General features: G+C 64.0%; 22 protein-coding genes. 9 read left to right on the top strand and 13 right to left on the bottom strand.

What is annotated here, in order from left to right; genetic code table 11:
* Positions 1-37 precede the first annotated feature (37 nt).
* Entirely contained in the window at positions 38-529 is a 492-nt protein-coding gene (locus tag DTX69_RS23480; RefSeq protein WP_162917497.1) for a hypothetical protein, read from the top strand.
* Between the two features lie 187 nt (positions 530-716).
* Here DTX69_RS23480 and DTX69_RS23475 read toward each other — a convergent pair whose 3' ends face one another.
* Both DTX69_RS23475 and DTX69_RS23470 read right to left on the bottom strand, forming a co-directional pair.
* Complete coding sequence (locus tag DTX69_RS23475) at positions 717-1,754, bottom strand: lipid A deacylase LpxR family protein (protein WP_162917496.1); 1,038 nt, start codon at positions 1,752-1,754, stop codon at positions 717-719.
* Positions 1,755-1,797: 43 nt separating this feature from the next.
* The gene (locus DTX69_RS23470; RefSeq protein ID WP_119304019.1) at positions 1,798-2,013 is read right to left on the bottom strand and encodes a dodecin; all 216 of its coding nucleotides are present in this window, start codon (positions 2,011-2,013) and stop codon (positions 1,798-1,800) included.
* 198 nt (positions 2,014-2,211) lie between these two features.
* Between DTX69_RS23470 and DTX69_RS23465 the strand changes: the two genes are divergently transcribed.
* From DTX69_RS23465 to DTX69_RS23455, 3 genes are all read left to right on the top strand, one after another.
* Positions 2,212-2,619 carry a hypothetical protein gene (locus DTX69_RS23465; RefSeq protein ID WP_119304018.1) on the top strand — a complete coding sequence of 136 codons (408 nt, stop codon included), beginning with the start codon at positions 2,212-2,214 and terminating at the stop codon, positions 2,617-2,619.
* Positions 2,620-2,719: 100 nt separating this feature from the next.
* A complete protein-coding gene (locus DTX69_RS23460) occupies positions 2,720-3,406 on the top strand; it encodes an XRE family transcriptional regulator (protein WP_119304017.1) in 687 nt (228 codons plus the stop codon).
* Between the two features lie 123 nt (positions 3,407-3,529).
* Positions 3,530-5,863: a Tex family protein gene (locus tag DTX69_RS23455; protein ID WP_119304074.1), complete on the top strand. Its 2,334-nt coding sequence runs from the start codon at positions 3,530-3,532 to the stop codon at positions 5,861-5,863.
* A gap of 49 nt (positions 5,864-5,912) precedes the next feature.
* Here DTX69_RS23455 and DTX69_RS23450 read toward each other — a convergent pair whose 3' ends face one another.
* The 4 genes from DTX69_RS23450 to DTX69_RS23435 all read right to left on the bottom strand — a co-directional run bounded on the left by DTX69_RS23450 (position 5,913) and on the right by DTX69_RS23435 (position 8,880).
* A complete protein-coding gene (locus tag DTX69_RS23450; protein ID WP_119304016.1) occupies positions 5,913-6,311 on the bottom strand; it encodes an acyl-CoA thioesterase in 399 nt (132 codons plus the stop codon).
* A 37-nt stretch (positions 6,312-6,348) separates the two neighbouring features.
* A complete protein-coding gene (gene acuI, locus DTX69_RS23445) occupies positions 6,349-7,335 on the bottom strand; it encodes an acrylyl-CoA reductase (NADPH) (RefSeq protein ID WP_119304015.1) in 987 nt (328 codons plus the stop codon).
* Between the two features lie 31 nt (positions 7,336-7,366).
* On the bottom strand, positions 7,367-7,735 hold the full coding sequence (locus tag DTX69_RS23440) for a DUF2750 domain-containing protein (RefSeq protein ID WP_119304014.1): 369 nt from the start codon (positions 7,733-7,735) through the stop codon (positions 7,367-7,369).
* A gap of 185 nt (positions 7,736-7,920) precedes the next feature.
* A complete protein-coding gene (locus DTX69_RS23435; RefSeq protein WP_119304013.1) occupies positions 7,921-8,880 on the bottom strand; it encodes a LysR family transcriptional regulator in 960 nt (319 codons plus the stop codon).
* Positions 8,881-8,999: 119 nt separating this feature from the next.
* Here DTX69_RS23435 and DTX69_RS23430 point away from each other — a divergent pair, with 119 nt between their 5' ends.
* A complete protein-coding gene (locus tag DTX69_RS23430; protein ID WP_119304012.1) occupies positions 9,000-10,013 on the top strand; it encodes an aldo/keto reductase in 1,014 nt (337 codons plus the stop codon).
* A 3-nt stretch (positions 10,014-10,016) separates the two neighbouring features.
* Here the strand turns inward: DTX69_RS23430 and DTX69_RS23425 are convergent, their stop codons facing one another.
* Complete coding sequence (locus tag DTX69_RS23425) at positions 10,017-11,186, bottom strand: acetyl-CoA acetyltransferase (protein WP_119304011.1); 1,170 nt, start codon at positions 11,184-11,186, stop codon at positions 10,017-10,019.
* Positions 11,183-12,532 carry a dihydroorotase gene (locus tag DTX69_RS23420; RefSeq protein ID WP_119304010.1) on the bottom strand — a complete coding sequence of 450 codons (1,350 nt, stop codon included), beginning with the start codon at positions 12,530-12,532 and terminating at the stop codon, positions 11,183-11,185. The genes DTX69_RS23425 and DTX69_RS23420 overlap by 4 nt, the downstream gene beginning before the upstream one ends.
* Before the next feature lie 168 nt (positions 12,533-12,700).
* On the opposite strand from DTX69_RS23420, the gene DTX69_RS23415 reads away from it, so the two are divergent.
* The gene (locus DTX69_RS23415) at positions 12,701-12,910 is read left to right on the top strand and encodes a YdcH family protein (RefSeq protein ID WP_284736016.1); all 210 of its coding nucleotides are present in this window, start codon (positions 12,701-12,703) and stop codon (positions 12,908-12,910) included.
* A gap of 156 nt (positions 12,911-13,066) precedes the next feature.
* Here the strand turns inward: DTX69_RS23415 and DTX69_RS23410 are convergent, their stop codons facing one another.
* Positions 13,067-13,537, bottom strand: coding sequence for a PAS domain-containing protein (locus DTX69_RS23410; RefSeq protein ID WP_119304008.1), 471 nt, complete (start codon positions 13,535-13,537; stop codon positions 13,067-13,069).
* Positions 13,538-13,591: 54 nt separating this feature from the next.
* Positions 13,592-14,350 carry a GGDEF domain-containing protein gene (locus DTX69_RS23405; RefSeq protein WP_119304007.1) on the bottom strand — a complete coding sequence of 253 codons (759 nt, stop codon included), beginning with the start codon at positions 14,348-14,350 and terminating at the stop codon, positions 13,592-13,594.
* Positions 14,351-14,586: 236 nt separating this feature from the next.
* On the opposite strand from DTX69_RS23405, the gene purE reads away from it, so the two are divergent.
* Positions 14,587-15,051, top strand: coding sequence for a 5-(carboxyamino)imidazole ribonucleotide mutase (gene purE, locus DTX69_RS23400; RefSeq protein WP_284736015.1), 465 nt, complete (start codon positions 14,587-14,589; stop codon positions 15,049-15,051).
* Positions 15,052-15,090: 39 nt separating this feature from the next.
* Positions 15,091-16,182, top strand: coding sequence for a 5-(carboxyamino)imidazole ribonucleotide synthase (locus DTX69_RS23395; protein WP_119304005.1), 1,092 nt, complete (start codon positions 15,091-15,093; stop codon positions 16,180-16,182).
* A 13-nt stretch (positions 16,183-16,195) separates the two neighbouring features.
* Here the strand turns inward: DTX69_RS23395 and lepB are convergent, their stop codons facing one another.
* Both lepB and putA read right to left on the bottom strand, forming a co-directional pair.
* Complete coding sequence (gene lepB, locus DTX69_RS23390) at positions 16,196-17,065, bottom strand: signal peptidase I (protein WP_162917495.1); 870 nt, start codon at positions 17,063-17,065, stop codon at positions 16,196-16,198.
* 84 nt (positions 17,066-17,149) lie between these two features.
* Positions 17,150-20,311, bottom strand: a complete 3,162-nt coding sequence (gene putA / locus DTX69_RS23385; RefSeq protein WP_119304003.1) for a bifunctional proline dehydrogenase/L-glutamate gamma-semialdehyde dehydrogenase PutA — start codon at positions 20,309-20,311, stop codon at positions 17,150-17,152.
* Between the two features lie 94 nt (positions 20,312-20,405).
* Between putA and DTX69_RS23380 the strand changes: the two genes are divergently transcribed.
* Positions 20,406-21,293 (top strand): alpha/beta fold hydrolase, encoded by an 888-nt coding sequence (locus DTX69_RS23380; protein WP_119304002.1) that lies wholly within the window; start codon positions 20,406-20,408, stop codon positions 21,291-21,293.
* Here the strand turns inward: DTX69_RS23380 and DTX69_RS23375 are convergent, their stop codons facing one another.
* The gene (locus DTX69_RS23375; protein ID WP_119304001.1) at positions 21,294-22,982 is read right to left on the bottom strand and encodes a methyl-accepting chemotaxis protein; all 1,689 of its coding nucleotides are present in this window, start codon (positions 22,980-22,982) and stop codon (positions 21,294-21,296) included. It abuts the gene before it with no gap.
* Positions 22,983-23,240 lie beyond the last annotated feature (258 nt).

Raw genomic sequence — 23,240 nt, 5'->3', positions numbered from 1 at the left:
AAACGCACGGCAAGCCCGCTGGCCGAGAGGAGGTCGCATGGGATTGATGCAGCGGGAGGGTGGCCCGCCCATGGCCCCGCTCCGGGGGAGGACCCGCGCACGAGCTGGACCCCGCATTCTTTCGGAGTTTGAACTCGAAATCAGGCAGCTGTACCTGCAGATGATGGATGAGCCGGTGCCGCCTCGCCTGCTGGACATCCTGCGGACTGGCCTGCCTCGAAGTCTTGATCCCCCTGCGACATTAACGGACGGAACTCGCGCGTCCGCAAGCGTGTTTGCTTCCTACACCCGAGATCAGGAGATCATCATGGCCGAACAGAAGATGCCGGGCCAGGCCGGCGGCCAGCAGCGCGAGCGCAAATCCACCTCACGTCGTAGTCAGCAGGACCCGCAGCGGGAGCATGAATCCGCATCGCCCCAGCAGCAGAGCCAGGAGCCGAAGGAGCGCGCTTCCGACCCCGATATGGGTGAAAGGGACGCGGCGCGCCGCCAATCGCGGCAGGATCCGCTCCAGACCCGGGATCGCTAGGGGGCGATTCGCAACGGCAGGCCCGGAATTTGCCTTCGGGCTTGCTCATATCTTTAGTGGGGAATCTCAATGAAACGTATCGGCAGGCACATGCGACGTTTGGTGCGGATGCTGACGCTGCGTCGGCGCCCGCCTCCGGCAAATGAGTCCACCCGGATCCCGAATAGCTTTTGCTGATGCTTAAGAATTAGAATCCGATAGTTACATTAATGCCAGCGAATTTAGTCGGGTCGTCTTGCCGCTCGAATTCTTCGCTACGGTAGGTTACCACCGCATCCAGCTTCACCGCATCGGTCCAGAACATCGACAATCCGCCTGAGAGGTCGCCCACCAGCGCTTCGCTATCGACGCTGCGGCTGTCTTCGAAGGTGTTGCCGTCGAGGAACAGGTTGCGTGCGACGGCGCGGCCTTGCGCGCCAATGAAGAAATAGAAGCCGAATGGCCCGTCCAGATAGTCGCTGTTGAAATAGGGCGTGCCGGATAGGGCCGGCCGGATACGGGATGGGCCATAGTCTGCCTCGAGATTTTTACCGAAGCGCAGCATGCCACCCGCCTGCACGTAGTCGAAGACGTTGCCAACCGTGACGCCCAGCTCCGGGATCGCATCGACGCCGAAGCCGTCGCCGATCGGCTGCAGAAGGCGCCACTTGCGCTCGTAAGAGAGCACCAGGCCAGGCTCGTTGTCCAATTGCTTGTCCCAGCCGCGCGATTCATCGACGCCGATATATTGATGCCAGTCGTTCTGCGTCTTCTTGCCAAAGGCTGCTGGACCAACCACGCCAACCAGCAGCTCGAGATGATCGAGCCGGCGCCGGTCGGTATCCTGGATGAGCCCGACGCCGCCATAGAACCAGGCCGCATAAGGCCGGTCGCTGGGATCGGGATCTTCGCGCGCGGTATCCTCCGGCGTGAACATGCTCTGTCCCAGCATCACCTCATAGCGCCGCGAGACCTCGCCGGCGCCCGCCGCATCGAAGGGCCCAAGATCCGCGAGCGTGTTGAATGGCGCCATCAACGCGCTGTCCGCCGCGACGTCCGGCCCGAGATAGATGAACTCGATGCCCTGCGTATAGTACTTGTCCTTACCGAAGCCGATCGAATCGTTCTCTTCGATGACGCCAAAGCGGCTGTTGTCGTCGGCCCGGGCCTGGGCGGCGCCCAGCATAGCTGCGACGGTTGCGACCGCCAGGCAAAGTCCTGGCGTTCGTTGGTCCTTTGCTCTCATGAAATGTCCAGTCTGTCCGTGGCTGGGAGTCTTCAGGATTGCGTCACCCCGACTTGGCCTCATAGCGGAAGCCGAGCTTCAGCGCGACCTGATAATGCGCGACGCGGCCATTCTGGATGTGACCGCGCAATTCAGACACCTGGAACCAATCCAGATTGCGGAGCGACTGGTTTGCGACGTTGATGGCCTGATCGATGGCGTCTTCAATGCTCTTGTCGGAGGTGCCGACGATTTCAGTCATCGCATAGACGTTGTTCATGGCGATTCTCCCGGCCCTGCTCTTTTCGGAACTCCCCCCAAGGCCCTTAACCCCCGCCCCACACACCGAGTTCCTGTGTCGCCGCCCAAGATGGCGTGAATGGGGCCGAACGCGCCTTATTGCCGCCATTTTCGCCCCGCCTGTGCGCGGCCGAATCCGCCTGCTATGGTCCCCGAGATCCTTGCAACCGGAGCGCACATGAAGCTTCCAGGCATCCTCGGCGCACTCATCTTGGCGTGCTCGGTGCCCGTTACCGCCGCGCCGGCGGATCCTGTTGTCGATGCCTTCTATGTCCGGTGCGTCTCGGAGAACGCCTATCAACTGGAGCCGGCGCAGCTCGAGGGCGCCTGCGCCTGCATGGCGCCGGTGATGGTCTCCTTCCTGACCGACGAAGCCCGGCTCAAGATTGAAGACGCCATCAGGGCCAATGAGCCAGCCAGCATTGGCGGCAGTCCATTCAAAGGCGACCCTGCCGACCTGGCGCGCAGCGCGATCAAGCAATGCCCCGCGGTCGGCGAAGCGATGTATCGCCAGAAATGCGCCGGCGGCAACGAGGCCGCCCCGCAATGCCAGGAAATGAAGAGCCTGATCGACCCCGCGCGGTAGGTCCTGGCCCCCTCGATCGTGGTCTTCCCGGGTTGAACGGCAGACCAGAATAACGTAAAGTGCGTTACGGTCTTTGCGGTTTGCGTTGGGACAGAGTGGAATGTCGGAAGTCTCGGAAGTCGCGCGGCGGCTGAAGGAGCTGCGGGAGCAGGCGGGCCTGACCATGCGATCGGTCAGCGACGCCCTGGGCTGGAGCCTGACGCGCTATCAGCACTACGAGGATCGTTACAAGCGCAAATACCTGCCGTTCGAGCTCGCCCGTGCGCTGGAGGACATGTTTGTGCGGCAAGGCGTGCAGGCCGGTGCCGTTCTGCAGCTCGCCGGACTAGAGGGCAGCCAGACCATCCCGCCGCGCGCCGGGGCCGCCGTCGTGCGCCCCGTCTCGCTGAACGCTTCGGCCGGTCAGCGTGACCTGCCCGTCCAGAGCGCTTTCCGCGAAGGATCGGATGGCTTCTGGTTCATCGAGGGCGACGCCAAGGAATTCGTGGAGCGGCCCGCCAACCTGCGCGGCGTCGCCAACGCCTTCGCGCTCTATGCCGATGGCGACAGCATGCAGCCGCGCTACTTCGCGGGCGAGCTCCTGTTCGTCAACCCCAACCGCCCCATCACGCCCAATTGCTTCGTCGCGATCGAGATGGCGGACGGCCGCGGCCAAATCCGCCAGTTCCTGCGCCGCACCCACGACAGCATCTTCGTGCGCCGCTTCAATCCGGATCAGGAGCAGAAGCTGTCGGCCCCGCAGGTGAAGCGGCTATACCGCATCACGGGCTCGGCGGAGCTGGGTTAGCGGACGCCGAGAGGGCAAGCTTGCGGCTTGTCAATCGCCCTTTGGCCTTGAGCCGTGCCCAGTGCCAAGCTAGAAGAGCGACCGCTCTTCGCTCCGGCATGTCGCACAGGTGTTTCCTTGTCGATTCTCTCCATTGCCTCGCGCATCGCGCAGGAACTGAACGTGCGCGAGACACAGGTTGCCTCCGCCATCGAGCTGTTCGATGGCGGATCGACCGTGCCGTTCGTCGCGCGCTACCGTAAGGAGGCGACCGGCGGGCTCGACGACACGCAGCTGCGCACGCTCGATGAGCGCCTCAAATATCTGCGAGAGATGGAAGATCGTCGCACCGCGATCTTCAAGAGCATCGAGGAGCAAGGCAAGCTGTCGCCCGAGGTGCGCGAGCAGATCGAGGCGGCGGATTCCAAGGCGCGGCTGGAGGATCTCTATCTGCCGTTCAAGCCCAAGCGCCGCACCAAGGCGCAGATTGCGCGCGAAGCCGGCCTGGAACCGCTTGCCGACCTGCTCCTGGGCGATCCGACGCGCTCCTCGGAGAGTGAGGCTCTGGCTTTCGTCAACGCCGACAAGGGCGTCGCTGACGCGAAGGCGGCGCTCGATGGCGCGATGCAGATCTTGATGGAGCGTTTTGCCGAGGACGCCGATCTGGTCGGTGCGCTGCGCGAATATGTCTGGAGCCACGCACGGCTCACCTCCAAGCTGGTGGAAGGAAAGGCGGAGGCGGGCGCCAAGTTCTCCGATTACTTCGATGCATCGGAGCCAATCGCGAAGATTCCGTCGCACCGTGCCCTCGCGTTGCTGCGCGGCCGCAACGAGGAGGTGCTGTCGCTGGCCCTGGTGCTGGATGAGGAGCCGAAAAGCAAAGAACTGGGCCCGTGCGAAAGGCAGATCGCAGCACGCTTCGGCATCGTCGACCGCAACCGGCCGGCAGATTCATGGCTGCAGGAGGTTGTGCGCTGGACCTGGCGCGTGAAACTGCGCCTGCATATCGACGTCGAGCTCATGACGCGGCTGCGCCAGCAGGCGGAGACCGAGGCGGTGCGGGTGTTCGCCGCGAACCTGAAGGACATCCTCATGGCGGCGCCCGCCGGCGGCCGGGCCACCATCGGTCTTGACCCGGGCCTGCGGACGGGAGTGAAGGTCGCCGTGCTCGCCGCCACCGGCAAGGTGCTGGAGACGGCGACGATTTATCCACACGAGCCGCAGCGGCGCTGGGACGAGTCCATCGCGATCCTGGCCGCCCTGGCGGCGCGTCACCAGGCCGAGCTGGTCGCCATCGGCAACGGTACGGCGTCGCGCGAAACCGACCGGCTGGCGGCCGAGCTGATCAAGCTGCATCCGCAGCTGAAGCTGACCAAGATCGTCGTGTCCGAAGCCGGCGCGTCGGTCTATTCGGCCTCGGAGTATGCGTCCAAGGAGCTCCCGTCGCTCGACGTGTCGCTGCGCGGCGCGGTCTCGATCGCGCGGCGCCTGCAGGACCCGCTGGCGGAGCTGGTCAAGATCGACCCGAAGTCGATCGGCGTGGGCCAGTACCAGCACGACGTCAATCAGACCCAGCTGTCCCAGGCGCTCGACGTGGTGGTGGAGGATTGCGTTAACGCCGTCGGCGTCGACGTCAATCTGGCGTCGGCCAAGCTGCTGGCGCGGGTTTCGGGTCTCAACGACGGGCTCGCTCAGAACATCGTCGCGCATCGCGACCAGAACGGCCCGTTCCGGTCGCGCCAGGAACTATTGAAGGTGTCACGCCTCGGTCCCAAGGCGTTCGAACAATGCGCCGGCTTCCTGCGTATTCGAGATGGCGACAATCCGCTCGATTCGTCCGCCGTGCATCCGGAAAGCTATCCGGTGGTGCGCCGCATCCTGACTCATCTGAAGTCCGAGATCCGCGCGGTGATCGGCGATGCGAGCGTGCTGCGCAGCCTCAGACCCGAAGAGTTCGCGGACGAACAGTTCGGCGCACCGACGGTGACCGATATCTTGAAGGAGCTGGAGAAGCCCGGTCGTGATCCGAGGCCGGAATTCAAGACGGCGAGCTTCAAGGACGGTGTCGAGGAGATGAAGGACCTCACACCCGGCATGCTGCTGGAAGGCGTGGTAACCAACGTCGCCAATTTCGGTGCCTTCGTCGATATCGGGGTTCATCAGGACGGGCTGGTGCATGTCTCTGTCTTGGCCGACCGGTTCGTGAAGGATCCGCGCGAAGTCGTGAAGCCCGGCGACATCGTGAAGGTCAAGGTGCTGGAGGTCGACCTCAAGCGCAAGCGCATCTCCCTCACCATGCGGCTGCGTGACGAGGCCAGTGGGCGACCGACGACGGCAGCTGGGAGATCCGGTGAACGTCCGCTGTCGCAGCGCGACCGGCAGCACATGATGGACAAGCCGAAGGCCGGCGCGGCGAAGGCTCCCGACAATGCGTTGGCGGCGGCGCTCAGCAAGGCGGGCTTTACGCCGCGGAAATAGCGCGCACTGGCGGGGACGAACCTGCGACGCGAGCGCCGTCGCGAGACATTCATTCCCTGGCTATTGCCGAAGGACGCCGCTCAGGATCGATGGCGACATAGGTGAACACGCCTTCGGTCACTTTTACGGCCTCGCCGCTGATTCCACGGCGGACCCAACTCTCGATTCTCACGGTGACTGACGTTGTTCCGACCTTGGTGATTTCAGCGTAGCAGCTGACTTCGTCGCCGACGAAGACCGGCTTGCGGAAGGTCATGGTGGTAACGGCGACAGTGGCCACGCGCGACTTGGCACGCCGGACCGCCACAGTGCTGCCAGCGAGATCCATCTGGGAAAGCAGCCAGCCTCCAAAGATGTCGCCGTGCGGGTTTGCGTCTGCCGGCATCGCAATCGCCCGCAAGGCGGGCTCGGAACTCGGCAGAATTTCGGGCGCCTTCGCCTCGGTCATTGATCACCTTCCCGGAACTGTGCCTGAAGGGAGAAAACTAAGCCCCGATCGATACGACCACGCGGCCGCGGATCTTGCCTTCGAGGATCTGCTTGGAGAGCGCGGGCAGGTCTTCGAGCTTGGCCGGCACGATCATCGAGTCCAGTTTTTCCGCCGGCAGGTCGCGCGTGAGGCGGGTCCAGGCTTCCCAGCGCTCGTCCGGCGGGCTCATGACGGAATCGACCCCGAGTAACTTCACGCCGCGGATGATGAAGGGAATGACAGTCGTCTCCAGCTTGTTGCCGCCGGCGAGGCCGCAGGCGGCGATGCTCGCGCGGTATTTCATCTGCGGCAGCACGGCCGCGAGCGTCGAGCCGCCGACGGAATCGATGCAGCCGGCCCAGCGCTCGCCTTCCAGTGGCTTGCCCGAGGGTTGTGCGATGGTGGCGCGGTCGATGATCTCCGCCGCGCCAAGGTCCTTCAGATACTGATGCGTGTCGGCACGGCCGGTCGACGCGACCACGCGATAGCCGAGCTTCGCCAGGATCGCGACCGCAACGCTGCCAACACCTCCGGCAGCACCCGTCACCAGCACGTCGCCGGATTTCGGCGTCAGGCCGTGCGCCTCAAGTGCCATCACACAAAGCATGGCGGTGAAGCCGGCCGTGCCGATCGCCATCGCGTTGCGGGCGGTCAGATCCGCCGGCAGCTTCACCAGCCAATCGCCGCGCACCCGCGCACGCTCGGCATAACCGCCCCAATGCACCTCGCCCACCCGCCAGCCGGTAAGGATGACATTGTCGTTCAACTTGAACCGCGGGTGCTGCGAGGCCTCGACCACGCCCGCGAAATCGACGCCGGGCACATGCGGGTAATTGCGCACCAGCCGCCCGAGCCCGTTGAGGATCAGCCCGTCCTTGTAGTTCAGCGTGGAATATTGCACGCGCACCGTGACATCGCCGTCCGGCAGCCGCTCCTCGTCAAGCTGCGTGATCTGCGATGAAACCTTGCCATCTTTCTCGGTCAGCAGAAGGGCTTTGAACATGGGCAGGATAGCTCCTGAATTGGAGGCGAGCTTAACTCGTCTCCTGGTCTTCGATGTACGCCTCGACCGCAAGTCGGACAGACTTGGGTTCGACATCAAATCCGACGGCCCGCGGACCGCTCCAGTTTACACCGACAAGCAAGCCGTCACGTTCCAAACCGGCTAACCATTCGTCTCGGAACTCGTCCCAGTTCAGTTCGAACGGCTCAAAGCCGGCATAAGCAGGCACAGTCTTGATGATCGTCTCAACCCGGCCCAGAGAGGACCAGAAGGGCATCACCCGCTTGCCGCCGTCACCTTTAGGTGCTGGAATTCCACCGCTATCCCGAATTCCCCAAACATGGCGCGATGTCGCGATGTCCTTGTAGAAGGCATGAGCTTGTGAACTCGCTTGGCTCATATCCTCTCCAATCTGTTCGAAAGGACGCCGGCTACCGCAGCGGCTCCAGCATACTCACGTAGTTCGCGACCGCGGCCCCTCCCATGTTGAAGATGCCGCCGAGCTTTGCGTTCTTTGGCTGCACGGCCGCACGTGCACGATTGATCGACCTATATCCTGAATTGCCAATGCAAATTTGCAAGCCCTTATCGCTCTACCCTTGTAGGCCGCCTCCGCACTACGTTCTCTGATGGGAGCTTCGACGGATCAGCACTATGCAGACCTATGAAGAGGTTCCGATGGGTCTTCATCAGGATTTGGAGTCTCTTACTGACCCGCCGAATGTGCCTTTGCTGCCGGTCCTCGTCGTGACTCGCCAGCCATTGATCATGCTCCAGCTCGTCAATGTTGCCCGAGGCCCGACTCAGGTCGCCACACGCATCTCCGATGAAACATGGGAGGACGCACAGACCAAAACCGCTGCTGGCAGCCTCCAGCACCTCCTGCGCTGACCTACATCGCAACACAGGGGCTCGCGCGAGATGTTCGTCGAGCCATACCGCCGACGGCGTCTTGGGTCCAGGAGGCGAAAAAGCGATCCACCGGCACGTCTTGAATCTCCTGTGATCAGCGGCGCCCTCTTTCTCCTCCACATAAGCTCGCCCGCCATACACGGCAAAAGCCACGCGCGTTAGCTTGTAGCCAGCCAAACCGGGAAGCTCCGGCCGCCGATTCCGGAGCCCGAGATTTGCCTCGCGCCGCAGCAGGTCCGCGGGGCTTGTACTAGTCACAAGCTCGATCTGTGTATCCTCGTCGTCGTCAACGAGTTCACTCATATGGCGCGCGAGAAATGCGCTGGTCCACGCCCCCGCCGCGATCCTGATGACGGAGCCGATCCCGTTCGAGGTACGCCAACGATCGATTTTCAGCGCATCCAACTCAAGTGCCTCGGCGAGGCGCAGAAGGTCCTTGCCTCCGCTCGTCAGTTCGTAACCGTCGCGCTGACGCACGAACAGCTGTCGGCCCAGGGATTGCTCCAGCGCTGTCATCCTGCGGCCCAAAGTCGGGGGGCTGACGCCCACCGCCCTCGCCGCGCCGGCAAGCCCGCCAGCGCGTGCCACGGCAATAAACAGACGCAGATCATCCCACTGGATCGTTTCATTCATGAAATGGCCGTTCCGCGATTTTCGCTAAAAACTCAAGCATTCTACGCGCTATTTTGAGATTGGGTGCTGATTGTTTCATTTGTGATGCCGTTCCCCGCAACCTACAAGGAAAGTAAGCCATGAGTGATGACTTTCGCATGCGTCGGCTTGGCCGGTCGGGGCTTGTGACCGGCCCCTTAGGCGTGGGCACCTGGGCCATCGGAGGGCCGTTCTTTAGCGGCGTTGGGTGTCGATATCCGTTGGGCGCTCCGCTGGGGTACGGCGAGACGGACGACAGGATCTCAATTCAGACCCTGCGAAGGGCTGCTGAGCTTGGCATCACGCTGTTCGACACAGCGGATGCCTACGGAACCGGTCACGGCGAGCGGATTGTCGGAGAGGCCCTCAAAGATGTGCGTGACCGCGTGCTGATTTGCACGAAGTTCGGCAATACTTATGACGAGGATCGCCGGGAACTTACGGGAACCAATGCGTCCCCAAGCTACATTCGTGAAGCCTGCTACGCTTCGTTGAAGCGACTTCAAACCGACTGGATCGACCTTTATCAATTGCACATCGGCGAACTCCCCCTCGATCAGGCTGCAATCGTGGCGGACACTCTTGATGACCTGTGTCGGGAGGGTCTAGTCCGCTACTATGGCTGGAGCACAGATAATCCTGTCTGTGCGGCGGCATTTGCGGACCGCCCCGCCGCCACGGCCGTCCAATTCGATATGAACGTGTTTGAAGACTCCCCTCAGATCGTTGAGATCTGTGAGTCCCGCGGTTTCGCTGGCATCGTCCGCCTTCCGCTGGCCATGGGATTCCTGACCGGAAAATACTCACCTGCCAGTCACCTTCCCGCGGACGATATCCGCAGCAGGCCACCAGCATGGCTCCGCTACTTCAAAGAGGGCGGGAGCACATCGCGGGAATGGCACGCAGCGCTCGAGGCGGTCAAAGAGATCCTAAGCTCAAGCGGCCGCACCCTGGCTCAGGGTGCACTGGCATGGATTTGGGCACGCAGTGCCTGCACAATTCCCATCCCCGGTGCCAGGACAGTTGCCCAGATCGAAGAAAATGTTGGCGCCATGGAATTCGGCCCCCTGACAGCTGATCAGATGTCAGAGATCGCAGCCCTCTTCCGCGATTGACCGCTAGCGCAGCGGCTCCAGAATACTGACGTAATTCGCCACCGCGGCGCCGCCCATGTTGAAGATGCCGCCGAGCTTGAGGTTCTTGAGCTGCATGGCGCCGGCTTCGCCTTTGAGCTGCATGGCGGTGAGCACGTGCATGGAGACGCCAGTGGCGCCGATCGGGTGGCCCTTGGCCTTGAGGCCGCCGGAGCGGTTGATTGGGAGCTTGCCGTCCTTCTCTGTCCAGCCTTCGTCGATGGCGCGGGCGCCCTCGCCTGGTTTCGTCAGGCCCATTGCCTCGTATTCGATGAGCTCGGCGATCGTGAAGCAATCGTGGGTCTCGACGAAGCTCAGATCATCGAGCGTGAGCTTCGCTTTCGCGAGCGCGCGCGACCAGGCCTGCGAGCAGCCTTCGAACTGCACGATGTCGCGGGCGCGCATGGGGAGGAAATCGTTGACCTGCGCTGCGCTGCGGATCAGCACCGCGCGGTCGGCGGCGAGCGCGGTACCCAAATCCGCGAGCACCAGTGCCGCAGCGCCATCCGATACCAGCGAGCAATCGGTGCGCTTGAGCGGGCCGGCGACCAGCGGGTTCTTGTCCGAGACGTTCCGGCAGAAATCGTAGCCGAGGTCCTTGCGCATCTGGGCGTACGGATTGTCGACGCCGTTGCGGTGGTTCTTGGCCGCGATACGCGCCAGCGCGTCGGACTGGTCGCCATGGCGCTGGAAATAGAGCTCCGCAATCCGGCCGAACACGCCAGCGAAGCCGCCGGGTATGTCGGCCTCCTCCTTTACGTAGCTCGCTTTCAGGAGGTTGCGGCCGATGGCGGCGTTGTCGTTCGCGGTCATATGCTCGACGCCGATCACCAGAACGATGCGCGCCTGCTTGGCGGCGATCTCCTTGATGCCCTGATGCACGGCGGCGGAGCCGGTTGCGCAGGCGTTCTCCACGCGCGTAGCCGGCTTGAAGCGCAGAGCGGGATCGATGCCGAAGCTGAGCGAGGACGGAAAATCCTGGGCCGAGAAGCCGGCATTGAAATGGCCGACGAAGATCGCATCCACATCCTTGGGCGCGACGCCCGCATGCTTCAGCGCGGCGGCGCCCGCTTCCACCATCATGCTTTCGATGTCGCGGTCGGCATGCTTGCCGAACGGCAGATGCGCCCAGCCGATGATCGAGGTGCCCGTCATGCCGCATCCTCCTGCTGTAGGGTTTCCTGGAACCGCACCGGCGCGCCAATGGGCGATCCGATCAGCTCATCCTCGCGCATCACGATGCGGCCGCGCACGATGGTGGCCTTCGGCCAACCTGTGACTTCCATGCCGTCGAACGGTGTCCAACCGCACTTGGTCTTCATCATCGCATTGGTAATGGTGCGCTTCGCCTTCAGATCCACCACCGAGAAATCCGCATCGTAGCCAAGGGCGATCCGGCCCTTGCCCGCTATATTGTAGATGCGTGCGGGACCCGCGCTGGTCAAGTCGATGAAACGCTGCAGGGTGAGACGGCCGGCATTCACATGGTCCAGCATGACCGGGATCAGAGTCTGCACGCCAGGCATGCCGGAGGGGCTTTGCGGATAGGGCCGCGCCTTCTCCTCGCGCGTGTGGGGTGCGTGGTCGGTACCGATCACATCGACGATGCCGGCCCGCAGCGCGCGCCAGAGCCCGTCCTGATGCCGGGCATCGCGGATCGGCGGATTCATCTGCGCGAATGTGCCGAGCCGCTGGTAGCAATCCGGCGCGGCCAGAGTCAGGTGATTGACCAGCAGTTCGACCGTGGCGAGGTCCTTGTTGGCGGCGAGCAGGTCCATTTCCTCCGCCGTGCTGACATGCAGCACATGCACACGCCGGCCTGCCTGCCGCGCCAGGCGTAGGAGGCGCGAGGTGGCGCGGATCGCCACCTCCTCGTCGCGCCAGACCGGATGCATCGATGGATCGGCGCCATCGCGCACCAGGGCCAGGCGCTCGCGCAACCGCGGCTCGTCCTCCGCATGGATCGCGACCCGGCGGCGGCCGTGGCGCAGCACCGCCTCCAGGGCATCATCGTCGGCAACCAGCAGCGAGCCGGTGGAGGAGCCCATAAAGACCTTCACCCCGGCGCAGCCGGGCAGCAGCTCCAGCCGGTCCAGTTTCTCGGCATTCTCGTCGGTCGCGCCGATGAAGAAGGCATGATCCACCCAGGCCCGGCCGGCCGCCCGGCGCAACTTGTCCTCGAGCGCCGCCTCGTCGGTTGTGTTCGGGCTGGTGTTGGGCATCTCGAAAAAGGCCGTGACCCCGCCCATGGCGGCACCGGCCGATCCGCTCGCGAGATCCTCCTTGTGGTCGAGGCCGGGCTCTCGGAAGTGGACCTGGGTATCGATCACGCCTGGCAGGATCGCGAGGCCGGCAGCGTCGAAACGCGCCCCGGCGGGGGCGCTGCCGAGCGCGCCGAGCGCCGTGATTCGCCCGCCGGCAACCCCGATATCGCAGGATTCGATGCCATTCGGAGTCGCCACCTGGCCGCCCGCGATTACAAGATCGAATTTGTCTGGCATTCTTGCCGCCAATGATCCTAACCGGCCCCGGAAACCGCCGGAAAATGAGGGGACTATCCCTGTTTAGAGGGACTGGATGGGCGGTGCAAGATGGCCGCTCCACCCCCTCAAGTCCGTGACGCGCGGCCCCCCTATGCGCTAAAATATGTGCCCTCGAAGGAGTATGTGGTGACCATCATTCTCGGGACGAGCGAACTCAGGGCCAAGCTTGAAGAGCTGCGTGCCGAGCACCGCGACCTCGACCTGGCCATCCAAAGCTTGGCGGAGACGTCGCCCTTTAACCAGCTCGAAATCCAGCGCATGAAGAAGCGCAAGCTGGTCTTGAAGGACCAGATCATCAAGCTCGAAAGCCAGCTGCTGCCGGATATTATTGCGTAGCAGATACCGTCTTTTTCCGCTGTCATCCCGGCCGAGCCACGAAGTGGCGCAGAGCCGGGACCTATGGGATCTGGCCGCGCGATTGATGGATCGTATAGGTCCCGGCTCTCGCTACGCTCGGCCGGGATGACATCGGGGGATGCGCACGTCGCACTCCTACCCCCACGGCAGGTATGCTCGGTCGCGGAAGTCCTGGAAATCTTCGATCGCGATGCACTGCGTCACGTGCTCGCCGTCTTCGGATAGCGGCAGGATGGCGGTTTCGACGGCGCGGGTGACGCCGTTCGGCATCTGCCAGGTGCTGGAGCGGAAGGTCGGCATCTTCTCCTCCGCAGCGCGGCGATAGAGCGCCAGCACCTCGTCCGGCTTGTTGAAGCGCATCTCGTCGAGATAGTGGCCGGTGAAGTCGCGGCCTTGCCATTCCACGGCGTTGGAGCCGACCAGGCGGTAGCGCACGCGGAACGGCGACGGTTCGATATCGACCAGAAAGATGTTGGGCAGCAGGTGCGGAATGTCGGTCGGATCGATGTCAGCGCGCCGCGGCATGGCGCGGTTGCCGCGGGACTGTCTCCAGTAGTCGTGGAGCTCCTTGATCGAGGGCAGATGGCGCGGTGATGCGATATACATGCGGTGAGTGTTAGCGCGTTTCGCGGTTCGCTGCGAGGGACTCGATCGGCTCCGCTAGCGCTGCTTGTTCAGTTCCGCATAATAGCGGCGCTTCTCGTCATACATGTCGGCGTCGGCCTTGCTCAACGCCTCATCCGCATTCTGCCTGGCCGAGAATTGATGGATGCCCACGGCGCAGGACAGCTGCAGCGCCTCCCCCTGCCACACCACCGGATGGCTATTCACCAGCTCGACCAGGGAGCCGGCCTTGTCCCGGGCCTGCGTCTCGTCGGCCTGCGCCAGGATCACGCCGAATTCGTCGCCGCCCAGGCGGCCGACCACGTCCGAATCGCGCACGTTCGCAACCAGGATCCGCGCGAAATGACGCAGCGCCTCGTCCCCCGCGGGGTGGCCGTAGCGGTCGTTGATCTCTTTCATGCCGTTGAGATCGAAATAGAGCACGCTGCCGGCGGTGCCATAGCGTTCGGAATAAGAGATCAGCCGCGTCAACTCGCGCACGAAGGCGCGGCGATTGGCGATCGGCAGCATCGAATCTTCGTCGGCCATGCGCTCCAGGTGCGAGATGCGCTTGCGCGTCAGCTCCAATTCCTGCCGCAGTCGGCTCACCTCGTCCAGCAGCGCCATCAGGGCGGCGCGCACGTTCGGCGACAGCTCGGTCTCGTTGAGCCCCAGGAACGTGGCCTGATCAGCCTGCGTGGAGGTGCTGGTGGCCGCGGCAGCGCTCGCCGCTTCGGCGTTGCGGACCTGCGTGACCGGTTTGACAGTGGCGACGCGGGCGGTCGATCCGGGGGGAAGGTTGTCTCGGATCCTCATCAGCGCGGGTTCCAGAACTCCTGAATGGTCTCGTCCGGCTGCCCGGATAGTAAATGCGAATCCCGGCAGTGATGCTAGGGTTGCTTGGTTAAAACCATCTTAAACCGACGGACCGGGCAGTCACCTGTTCGCGCCTCGTTCGTTGCGGTCAGACGGTCGGTCCCTATAATGCCGCCTCCTTTTGAGTCGGGGATTCCATGGCAACGCGCAACAAAAAGCCTCTGGTCGGAGTGATCATGGGCAGTCAATCCGACTGGCAGACCATGCGCCATGCCGTTGATGTTCTTGAACATCTCGACGTTCCACACGAGGTCAGGATCGTCTCCGCGCATCGCACACCCAAGCGCCTCATGCACTATGCCGAGAGCGCCCGCGACCGCGGCTTGAAGGTGATCGTCGCCGGCGCCGGCGGGGCTGCCCACCTGCCCGGCATGGTGGCCGCCGTGACCCCCCTGCCGGTCCTCGGCGTTCCAATCGAAAGCCAGGCGCTGAAGGGGCAGGACAGCCTTTATTCGATCGTCCAGATGCCGGCCGGGATCCCGGTCGGGACGTTGGCGATCGGCAAGGCCGGGGCGACCAATGCCGGGCTGCTGGCGGCGGCCATCATCGCCCTCAATGACCCGCCGCTGGGTAAGCGGCTCGATACTTATCGTCATAAACAGACCGAAGCAGTGGCGGAAATCCCGACGCGGGACCAATAATAGCCAGGCGGCGGCACCTATCGGACGGGACAAGACAGAATGACCGCGGACAACGGACAAAGCATCGCGCCGGGCGGCACCATCGGCATCCTGGGCGGCGGGCAGCTTGGGCGCATGACGGCCATGGCAGCCGCGCGGCTCGGCTATCGCTGCCACATCTACTGCCCGGACGAGGACGCGCCGGCCAGCGACGTGGCCGCCGCGACGACCGTGGCAGCCTATGACGACCTCGCCGCCCTGCAAGCGTTTGCGCAGGTGGTCGATGTCGTGACCTTCGAGTTCGAGAATGTGCCCGCTGCAGCCGGCGAGAAGCTGGCGGCGTGGAGACCCACGCGGCCGGACCCGCGCGTGCTGCATCTGACGCAGCAGCGGCTGCGGGAGAAGAACCTCCTCTCCTCCATCAACGTGCCGGTCGCGCGCTATCTCGAGGTCGCGCACAAGGAAGCGCTGCCGCAGGCGGTGCAGGCGCTGGGCCGGCCCTGCGTGCTCAAGTCCGCCAGCTTCGGCTATGACGGCAAGGGCCAAGTGCGCATCGATCCGGAAACCGATCTCGGCCCTGTCTGGCAGCAGATGGGCGGCGATCTCGCGATCCTGGAATCCTTCGTCGACTTCCAGCGCGAAATTTCGGTGCTGATCGCGCGTGGGCATGACGGCGCCATGGAAATGTACGTGGCGGTGGAGAACCAGCACCGCAACCACGTCCTCGACACCACCATCGCCCCGGCGCGCATCACGCCGGAGGTCGCGGTGAAGGCCGAGGCGATCGCGCGCCACATCGCGCAGGAGATCAAGCTGGTCGGGCTGCTGGCGGTCGAGATGTTCGTGACCCGCGACGGCGACGTGCTGGTGAACGAGCTGGCGCCGCGCCCTCACAATTCCGGCCATTGGACCATCGATGCCTGCAACACCAGCCAGTTCGAGCAGTTCGTGCGCGCCGTGTGCGGCCTGCCCCTCGGCTCACCGGAGCGGCATTCCGACGCGGTGATGAAGAACCTGATCGGCGATGACGTGCGCGACTGGCGCGCGATCCTCGCCGAACCCAACGCCAAGCTGCACCTCTACGGCAAAACCGAGATCCGGCCCGGGCGCAAGATGGGACACGTGACAAGGTTGGCGACGAAGAGCAGCTGACGGACGTCTCGGACTATTCCAAGATCGCACCAAGGCGCGAGAAATCGCTGGACCAGAAGATGAACAATGGCTTGTCACGCAGCAACGCGATCGGAATAAAGCCCAGTTTGGCGCGACTGTCATTCGATCGATCGCGATAATCGCCGAGCACAAATACATGGTCGGCCGGCACGAGATACTCCGGCGTGTTGTCGAGTCCCTCATCATCGCCGATCTCGGCGATGAGGTAACTGATGCCGCCGGGGAGCGTCTCTCGATACGCCCGCGCGCTTCGCAAATCCTGAACGAGTGGAGCCACTTCCTCGTCGCTGAGCGGTACCCGCTCGACCAGCGCGTCATTGAGATAGAGCCGTCCTTCGCGCAGCTGGACGCGATCGCCAGGCAGCCCAATGATGCGTTTCACGAAATCGATGTCCGGGTAGCTTGGCAATCTGAAAAGAGCAAGTTCGCCGCGTTCCGGCGATCGACCGCTGAACGACCTAGTTCGCGCCTCGAAATGGTCGCCGACCAACAGCGTGGGAATCATGCTGCCGCTCGGCATGCTGTATCCCGTCACCGAGGAGATCGGCACAAGCGGCGCGGCGCTTTGCCAGATCACCAGCAAGACATACAAGCCAATATAGACATACCAGCGATTGAACCAAGCGAGCGAGATGGCGCCAGCGCGTCTAGCTCTGATTACCGCCTGCACGATTGCGGAAAGAGTGAAGGCGATCACGGCCAGGGCAGCGACAGCAGTCGCGAGCGCGGCAACGGTGGCAGGCAGTGCTGCAATGAGCCAGAGGCCGGGAATGGGCAGCAGGAACGCCGCCACCATCAGCGGCAATGCCAGATGCGTATCCCGGTTATAGAGCTGCCCCAAGCCAGGCAAAAACAGCGACAACAAGGCAGCGAGCCAGGCGCGGCGCTTCCTTGGCTCCAGTGACACACTCATCGGCCCAATCCCCAAGTGACGGCCGCGAGAATATTACGCCGCGCTCTCCTCGTTCAAGCTGAGCAGGCTGGCGTTGCCGCCTGCCGCTGTCGTGTCGATGGTGAGTGTGCGCTCGGTCGCGAAGCGGTGGAGATAACGCGGGCCGCCGGCCTTGGGGCCGGTGCCGGACAAGCCTTCGCCGCCGAAGGGTTGCGCGCCGACGACGGCGCCGATCATGTTGCGGTTCACATACGCGTTGCCGACGCGCAGGCGCTCGGTGATGTGGCGCACCTTGCCGTCGATCCGGCTGTGCACGCCCAGCGTCAGGCCATAGCCGGTGTCGTTCACGGCATTGAGCACGTCGTCGAGCCGCTCGGCGCTGTAGTGGATCACATGCAGCACGGGACCGAACACTTCATGGGTCAGGCGCGGCAGGCCATCGATGCGGAACGCGACCGGCGCGAAGAAGTGGCCGTGCGCATGCTCGGGGCCGAGCGGCACCTCGTAGATGAGCTCCGCTTCGCGTTTCATGCGCTCGGCATGCTTCGTGAGCATGGTCTTGGCGTCGAGGTCGATCACCGGGCCGACGTCGGTTGACAGCAGCGACGGGTCACCGACCTTCAGCTCCGCCATCGCGCCTGCCAGCATCTCCGTCAGCTTCCCGGCGATGTCCTCCTGCACGAACATCACGCGCAGGGCGCTGCAGCGCTGGCCCGCGCTCTGGAACGACGAGATGAGGACGTCGCGCACCACCTGCTCCGGCAGGGCTGAGGAATCGACGATCATCACGTTCTGCCCGCCGGTCTCTGCGATCAGCGGACCGATCGCGCCGTTCTTGGCCGCAAGCGCGCGGTTGATCGCGCGTGCCGTATCGGTCGAGCCGGTGAAGGCGACGCCGGCAATGCGCGGATCGTTGACCAAAGGCGCGCCGACAGAAGGCCCGTCTCCCGGCACCAGATGCAGCACTTCGGCTGGGATACCGGCCTTGTGCAGGATGCGCACACCGAGGGCCGCGATCATCGACGTCTGCTCAGCTGGCTTTGCCACCACGGTGTTGCCCGCGGCAAGGGCCGCCGTCACCTGGCCCATGAAGATTGCGAGCGGGAAGTTCCACGGCGAGATGCAGGCGAACACGCCCCGGCCGTGAAGCTGGATCTGGTTGCGCTCTCCCGTCGGGCCGGGCAGCGGCAACGGCTTGGCAAAATCGGCGCGGGCGCGCAGGGAGTAGTAGCGACAGAAGTCGACAGCTTCGCGCAACTCGGCCACTGCGTCCGGGATCGTCTTGCCTGCCTCACGAATGCAGAGCGCCAGCACCTCGGTCTGCGCAGCCTCCAGCAGGTCGGCGGCGCGCTCCAGGCAGGCGGCGCGCTTCTCGGCCGGCGTTCTCGACCAATCCTCGAACGCGCGCAGCGCGCGGGCGACGGCGTCGGACACTTGCGCGGGCGTGGCGTTGGTGACCTGCCCCACTCTCTGGCGCGTGTCGGCTGGATTGACCACCGGCTGCGCATTGCCGGCGATCTCGAGGCCACCGATGATCGGCGCCGCCGAAGCGGGCTTCGCCGCAGCTGCCTCCAGCGCAGAGGCGAGCGGCGTCAGCACGTCGGGGTCGGAGAGATCGACACCGGTCGAGTTCTTGCGCTCTGCGCCATAGAGATCGCGCGGCAGGGGAATGCGCGGATGCGGGATCTGCGGCAGCTTGCGCACGCGCAGGATGGGATCGGCGACGATCTCATCCAGCGGCGCCTTCTCGTCCACGATGCGGTTGACGAAGGAGGTGTTGGCGCCATTCTCCAGCAGGCGCCGCACGAGGTAGGCCAGCAAATCCTCATGGCTGCCGACCGGCGCATAGATACGACAGGGAATGCCCATCGCGTCCGCCGGAGTCACCTCGTTGTAGAGCGCTTCGCCCATGCCGTGCAGGCGCTGGAATTCGAGCCGCTCGCGCGCCGTCGCTTCGCCGCCAGCCATCTCGATGATGGTGGAAAGGCTGTGCGCGTTGTGGGTGGCGAATTGCGGATAGAATGCACTCTGGTCGGCGAGCAGGCGGCGTGCGCAGGCGAGATAGGAGACGTCGGTCGATGCCTTGCGCGTGAAGACCGGATAGCCGCTGAGGCCGCGCTCCTGGCTCACCTTGATCTCGCTGTCCCAATAAGCGCCCTTGACCAGGCGCACCATCAGGCGCCGGCGATGCTTGCGCGCGAGATCGGCCAGCCAATCGACCAGCGGCAGGCAGCGCTTCTGATAGGCCTGGATGGCGAGGCCCAATCCATCCCAGCCCTTCAGCGACGGGTCGCCGGAGACGGCTTCGATCACGTCGAGGGAGAGGTCGAGGCGGTCGGCCTCCTCCGCGTCGATGGTAAAGCCGATGTCGACCGTCTTGGCCGCTTTCGCCAGCTCGATGAGGCGCGGCACCATCTCGTCCAACGTGCGCTTGCGCTGCGCCATCTCGTAGCGCGAATGCAAAGCGGAGAGCTTGACGGAAATGCCGGGGCTGTTGATCGGACCACGGCCGGCGGCGGCGCGGCCGATTGCCGCGATGGCGTTGCTGTAGGCCTCGAAGTAACGGTCGGCGTCGCGCGCGGTGCGGGCCGCTTCGCCGAGCATGTCGTAGGAATAGCGATAGCCCTTGCGCTCCATGCCTTCGGCGCGCTCTAGGGCCTCGTCGATATTGCGGCCCATGACGAACTGGCGGCCCAGGATCTTCATGGCCTGTGTGACGGCCTGACGGATCACCGGCTCGCCGGAGCGCGTCACCAGCCGCTTCAGCACCCCTTTGAGGTCCTTGGAGGGTTCCATCTGCATGATGCGGCCGGTCAACATCAGCGCCCAAGTCGAGGCATTGACGAAGATGGAATCGCTCTCGCCCAGATGCGCGCTGAAATCGGCATCGCGCAGCTTGTCGCGGATCAGCATGTTGGCGGTTTCGGGATCGGGGATCCGCAGCAGCGCCTCGGCAAGGCACATCAGCACCACGCCCTCCTTGCTGGAGAGCTCGTAGGCGTGCATGAAGGCGTCGATGCCCCCCTGCCCCACGCGGTTTTCCCGCACTTTCCGCACCAGCTTGCGGGCGCGCTGGGCGATCCGGTCCTGCATGTCGGCGGAGAGGTCCGCCTGGGCCAGCAGGGTTTGCACCACGCCGGTTTCATCGGCGCGGTAATGGGCGCGCAGACGGGCGCGCAACGGATTGGGTTGCGGGAGCGGCTCGGAGACGATCATGACAGGACCTTGCGCAAGGGCGGCCATAATGGCGCTGGATTTTTCGGCCGGAGCATAGTCGGATTCCCGGCGGTTGGAAGCAGGAACAGATACCATGAGCTTTTTTCCAGGTTTCGAGCAGCGGCGGGTCAAGGTCGGTGACATCGCTTTCAATGTGCGGATCGGCGGATCAGGCGATCCGGTCCTGCTGCTGCATGGTCTACCGCAGACCCATGTCGCCTTTCACAAGATCGCCCCGGAGCTGGCGCGCCACTTCACCGTGATCTGCGCCGACCTCAAGGGCTATGGCGACAGCGATGCGCCGCCGCCGGCAGCGGATTCCGCCAACTATTCCAAGCGCGTCATGGGCGAGGAGATGCTGGCGCTGATGAGGGAGCTTGGCCACGAGCGCTTTGCCCTCGTCGGGCACGATCGCGGCGGGCGGGTCGCATACCGCCTGGCGCTCGACCATCCCCGTACCGTCACGCGCCTCGGCATTCTCGATATCGTGCCGACCTCGGACTACTGGGACACCGCTGACCGCCACTTCGCCGTGAATACGTTTCACTGGGGGTTCCTGGCGCGGGACGGCGGCCTGCCCGAGCGCCTGATCGGCCATGAGCCGGATTTCTTCCAGGATTACCTGATGCGGCTGTGGGCAGCCGACTACGCTGCGCTCGACCCTGCGGCGCTGGCCGAGTATCGCCGCTGCTTCCGCAAGCCGGAGAACATCGCCGCCACCTGCGCCGACTACCGCGCCGGCTACGGCATCGATGATGCGCTGGACCGCGCGGACCAGAAGGCCGGCAAGCGCATCGCCTGCGCCGTACTGGTCATTTCCGGCGAGCAGTATCTCCACACCGGCGAGAGCAAGGCGATCGAGATCTGGCGGCGCTGGGCCGCGGATGTGCGCGGCCTCGGTGTCCAGTGCGGCCACTTCGTCGCGGAGGAGAAGCCGCAGGAGGTGCTGGCGGCCCTCCTGCCCTTCCTGCGCGAGAGCTGACTAGACCGCCCGCACCTCCGCCAGGAAGCTGCCGACGAGGGTACGCAGCTGTTCGCTCTCGTGCTTGAGGTCATCGGCGGTCGCCCGGACCGCGCCGGCGGACTCCTTGGTGTGCTCCGCGGTTTGCTTCACGCCCGCCATATTGCTGGAGACTTCATGGGTTCCTATGGCGGCCTCCTGGATCGAGCGCGCGATCTCATGCGTCGCGGCGGTCTGCTGCTCGACCGCTTCGGAGATCTCTGCCGCAATGGCATTGACACGGTTAATCGTTTCCGTAATCGCCGAGATGGCGCCGGCTGCCGACTGAGTCGCGGACTGAACTGCGCCAATCTGCCCCTGGATCTCCTCGGTCGCCTTCGCGGTCTGGGAGGCCAGGTTCTTCACTTCGCCGGCGACCACGGCGAAGCCTCTGCCGGCCTCACCGGCACGCGCCGCTTCGATCGTGGCGTTGAGCGCCAACAGGTTGGTCTGCGCCGCGATGTCGTTGATGAGGCGCACCACCTCGCCGATCCGGTCCGCCGATTGCACCAAGCCGGCGACCATGCTCTTCGCGTCGGAGCCCTGGCTGGCGGCGGCGCGCGCGATCTCGGCGGATTCGCCGGCGTGGCGGGTCATTTCAGTGAAGGAAGCGGATAGCTCTTCGGCAGAGCTCGCGACAGTCTGCACGTTGCTGGATGCCTCCTCCGTTGCCGAGGTCATCGCGGTTACCTGCTGATTGGACTGGGCGGCGACCTCAGTCAGGCGACGAGAGGAATTCTCCATCTGCTCGGCCGCCTGCGCCAGGCGCTGCAGCGCTTCCTTGACGCTGGCGTCGAACCCGCGGGTCAGCTGATCCATGCGCTCGTAGCGCTGCTGTCGCTCGGCCTGCTGCTTCAGTTCGCGCTCCTTCGCGGCGCGCGCTTCGATCGCGTTCTCGCGGAACACGTCGACAGCCTTAGCCATCTGGCCCACCTCGTCGCGACGATGAGCAGATGGGATCTCGATGTCGAGCGTGCCTTCGGCGAGCGATTTCATCACGCCGGTCATGCGGGTGATCGGGCGCACGACGCCGATTGCCATGAAGAGCACGCCGCCCAGCACCACCAGCAGCACCAGCCCGGAAACGGACCACACCACTGCCATGTACCAGCTTTCATCGCGCGCCGCAGCGGCTTCGCTCTCCGCGTTGTAGCCGTTCGCCTCCGCGACGATCCGGTCGATGACGGCGCGGTGCGCGGTATACGCGGCCGCGATGCTGGCATAGGAAGCGGCCGCCTTGTCCGCGTCGCCGCGCTCGATCGCGGGCAGCAGAGTCTTCTCCAACTCGTCCCAGAACTTGACGGCTTCAGCATGCGCCGGGCCGATCAGCTTGCCCACGATCGCAGGATCATAGGTCTTGTCCGCGACCCAGTAATCGTGGCGGGCATCATATTCCTTGCGCAGTTGCGCCAGGCGCTCTTTGCGCGCGCCGACGGATTTGGGGTCGTTGAATGCAAGCGTCGCTTCGAGATACGGCTCGATGATGTATTCCGGCGGCGGCAGGATATCGGCGATGAGATCCTTGCCGAGCACAATCCTGGTATAGACGGGGCCGCCGACCTTCAACTCGCCGATCGCCATGAGGGCGGTCACGATCACGGCCACAAAACCCACGCCGACCAGCACGCCGAAAAGGTTGACCGCGGTCGCAATCTTCAGTCGCACATTCATCGAAAATTCCCCTCACGATTCGGCCAGCATTGGGCATTTCTGGCGTCGAACGCTGCGCCCTTGAGGGAAACCGTAAATTGGTCCCGTCAATAAAACATGAATACTGAATATACTTAAGTAGTATTTGAAATTGTGCGATTTATTAGATCCTAGCGCGAACCAATCTGAGATAAAATTCTCATTGCGTCTGTTCAGACACGACAATTTTTGGCGTCAAATGATGGAATTCCTTTAGGCGAGCAGGTCAGTGGCCGCCTA

It is taken from the genome of Dongia deserti, assembly GCF_003574735.1.
Classification (GTDB): Bacteria; Pseudomonadota; Alphaproteobacteria; order Dongiales; family Dongiaceae; genus Dongia_A; species Dongia_A deserti.
This window is presented reverse-complemented; position numbering and strand designations above follow the sequence as displayed.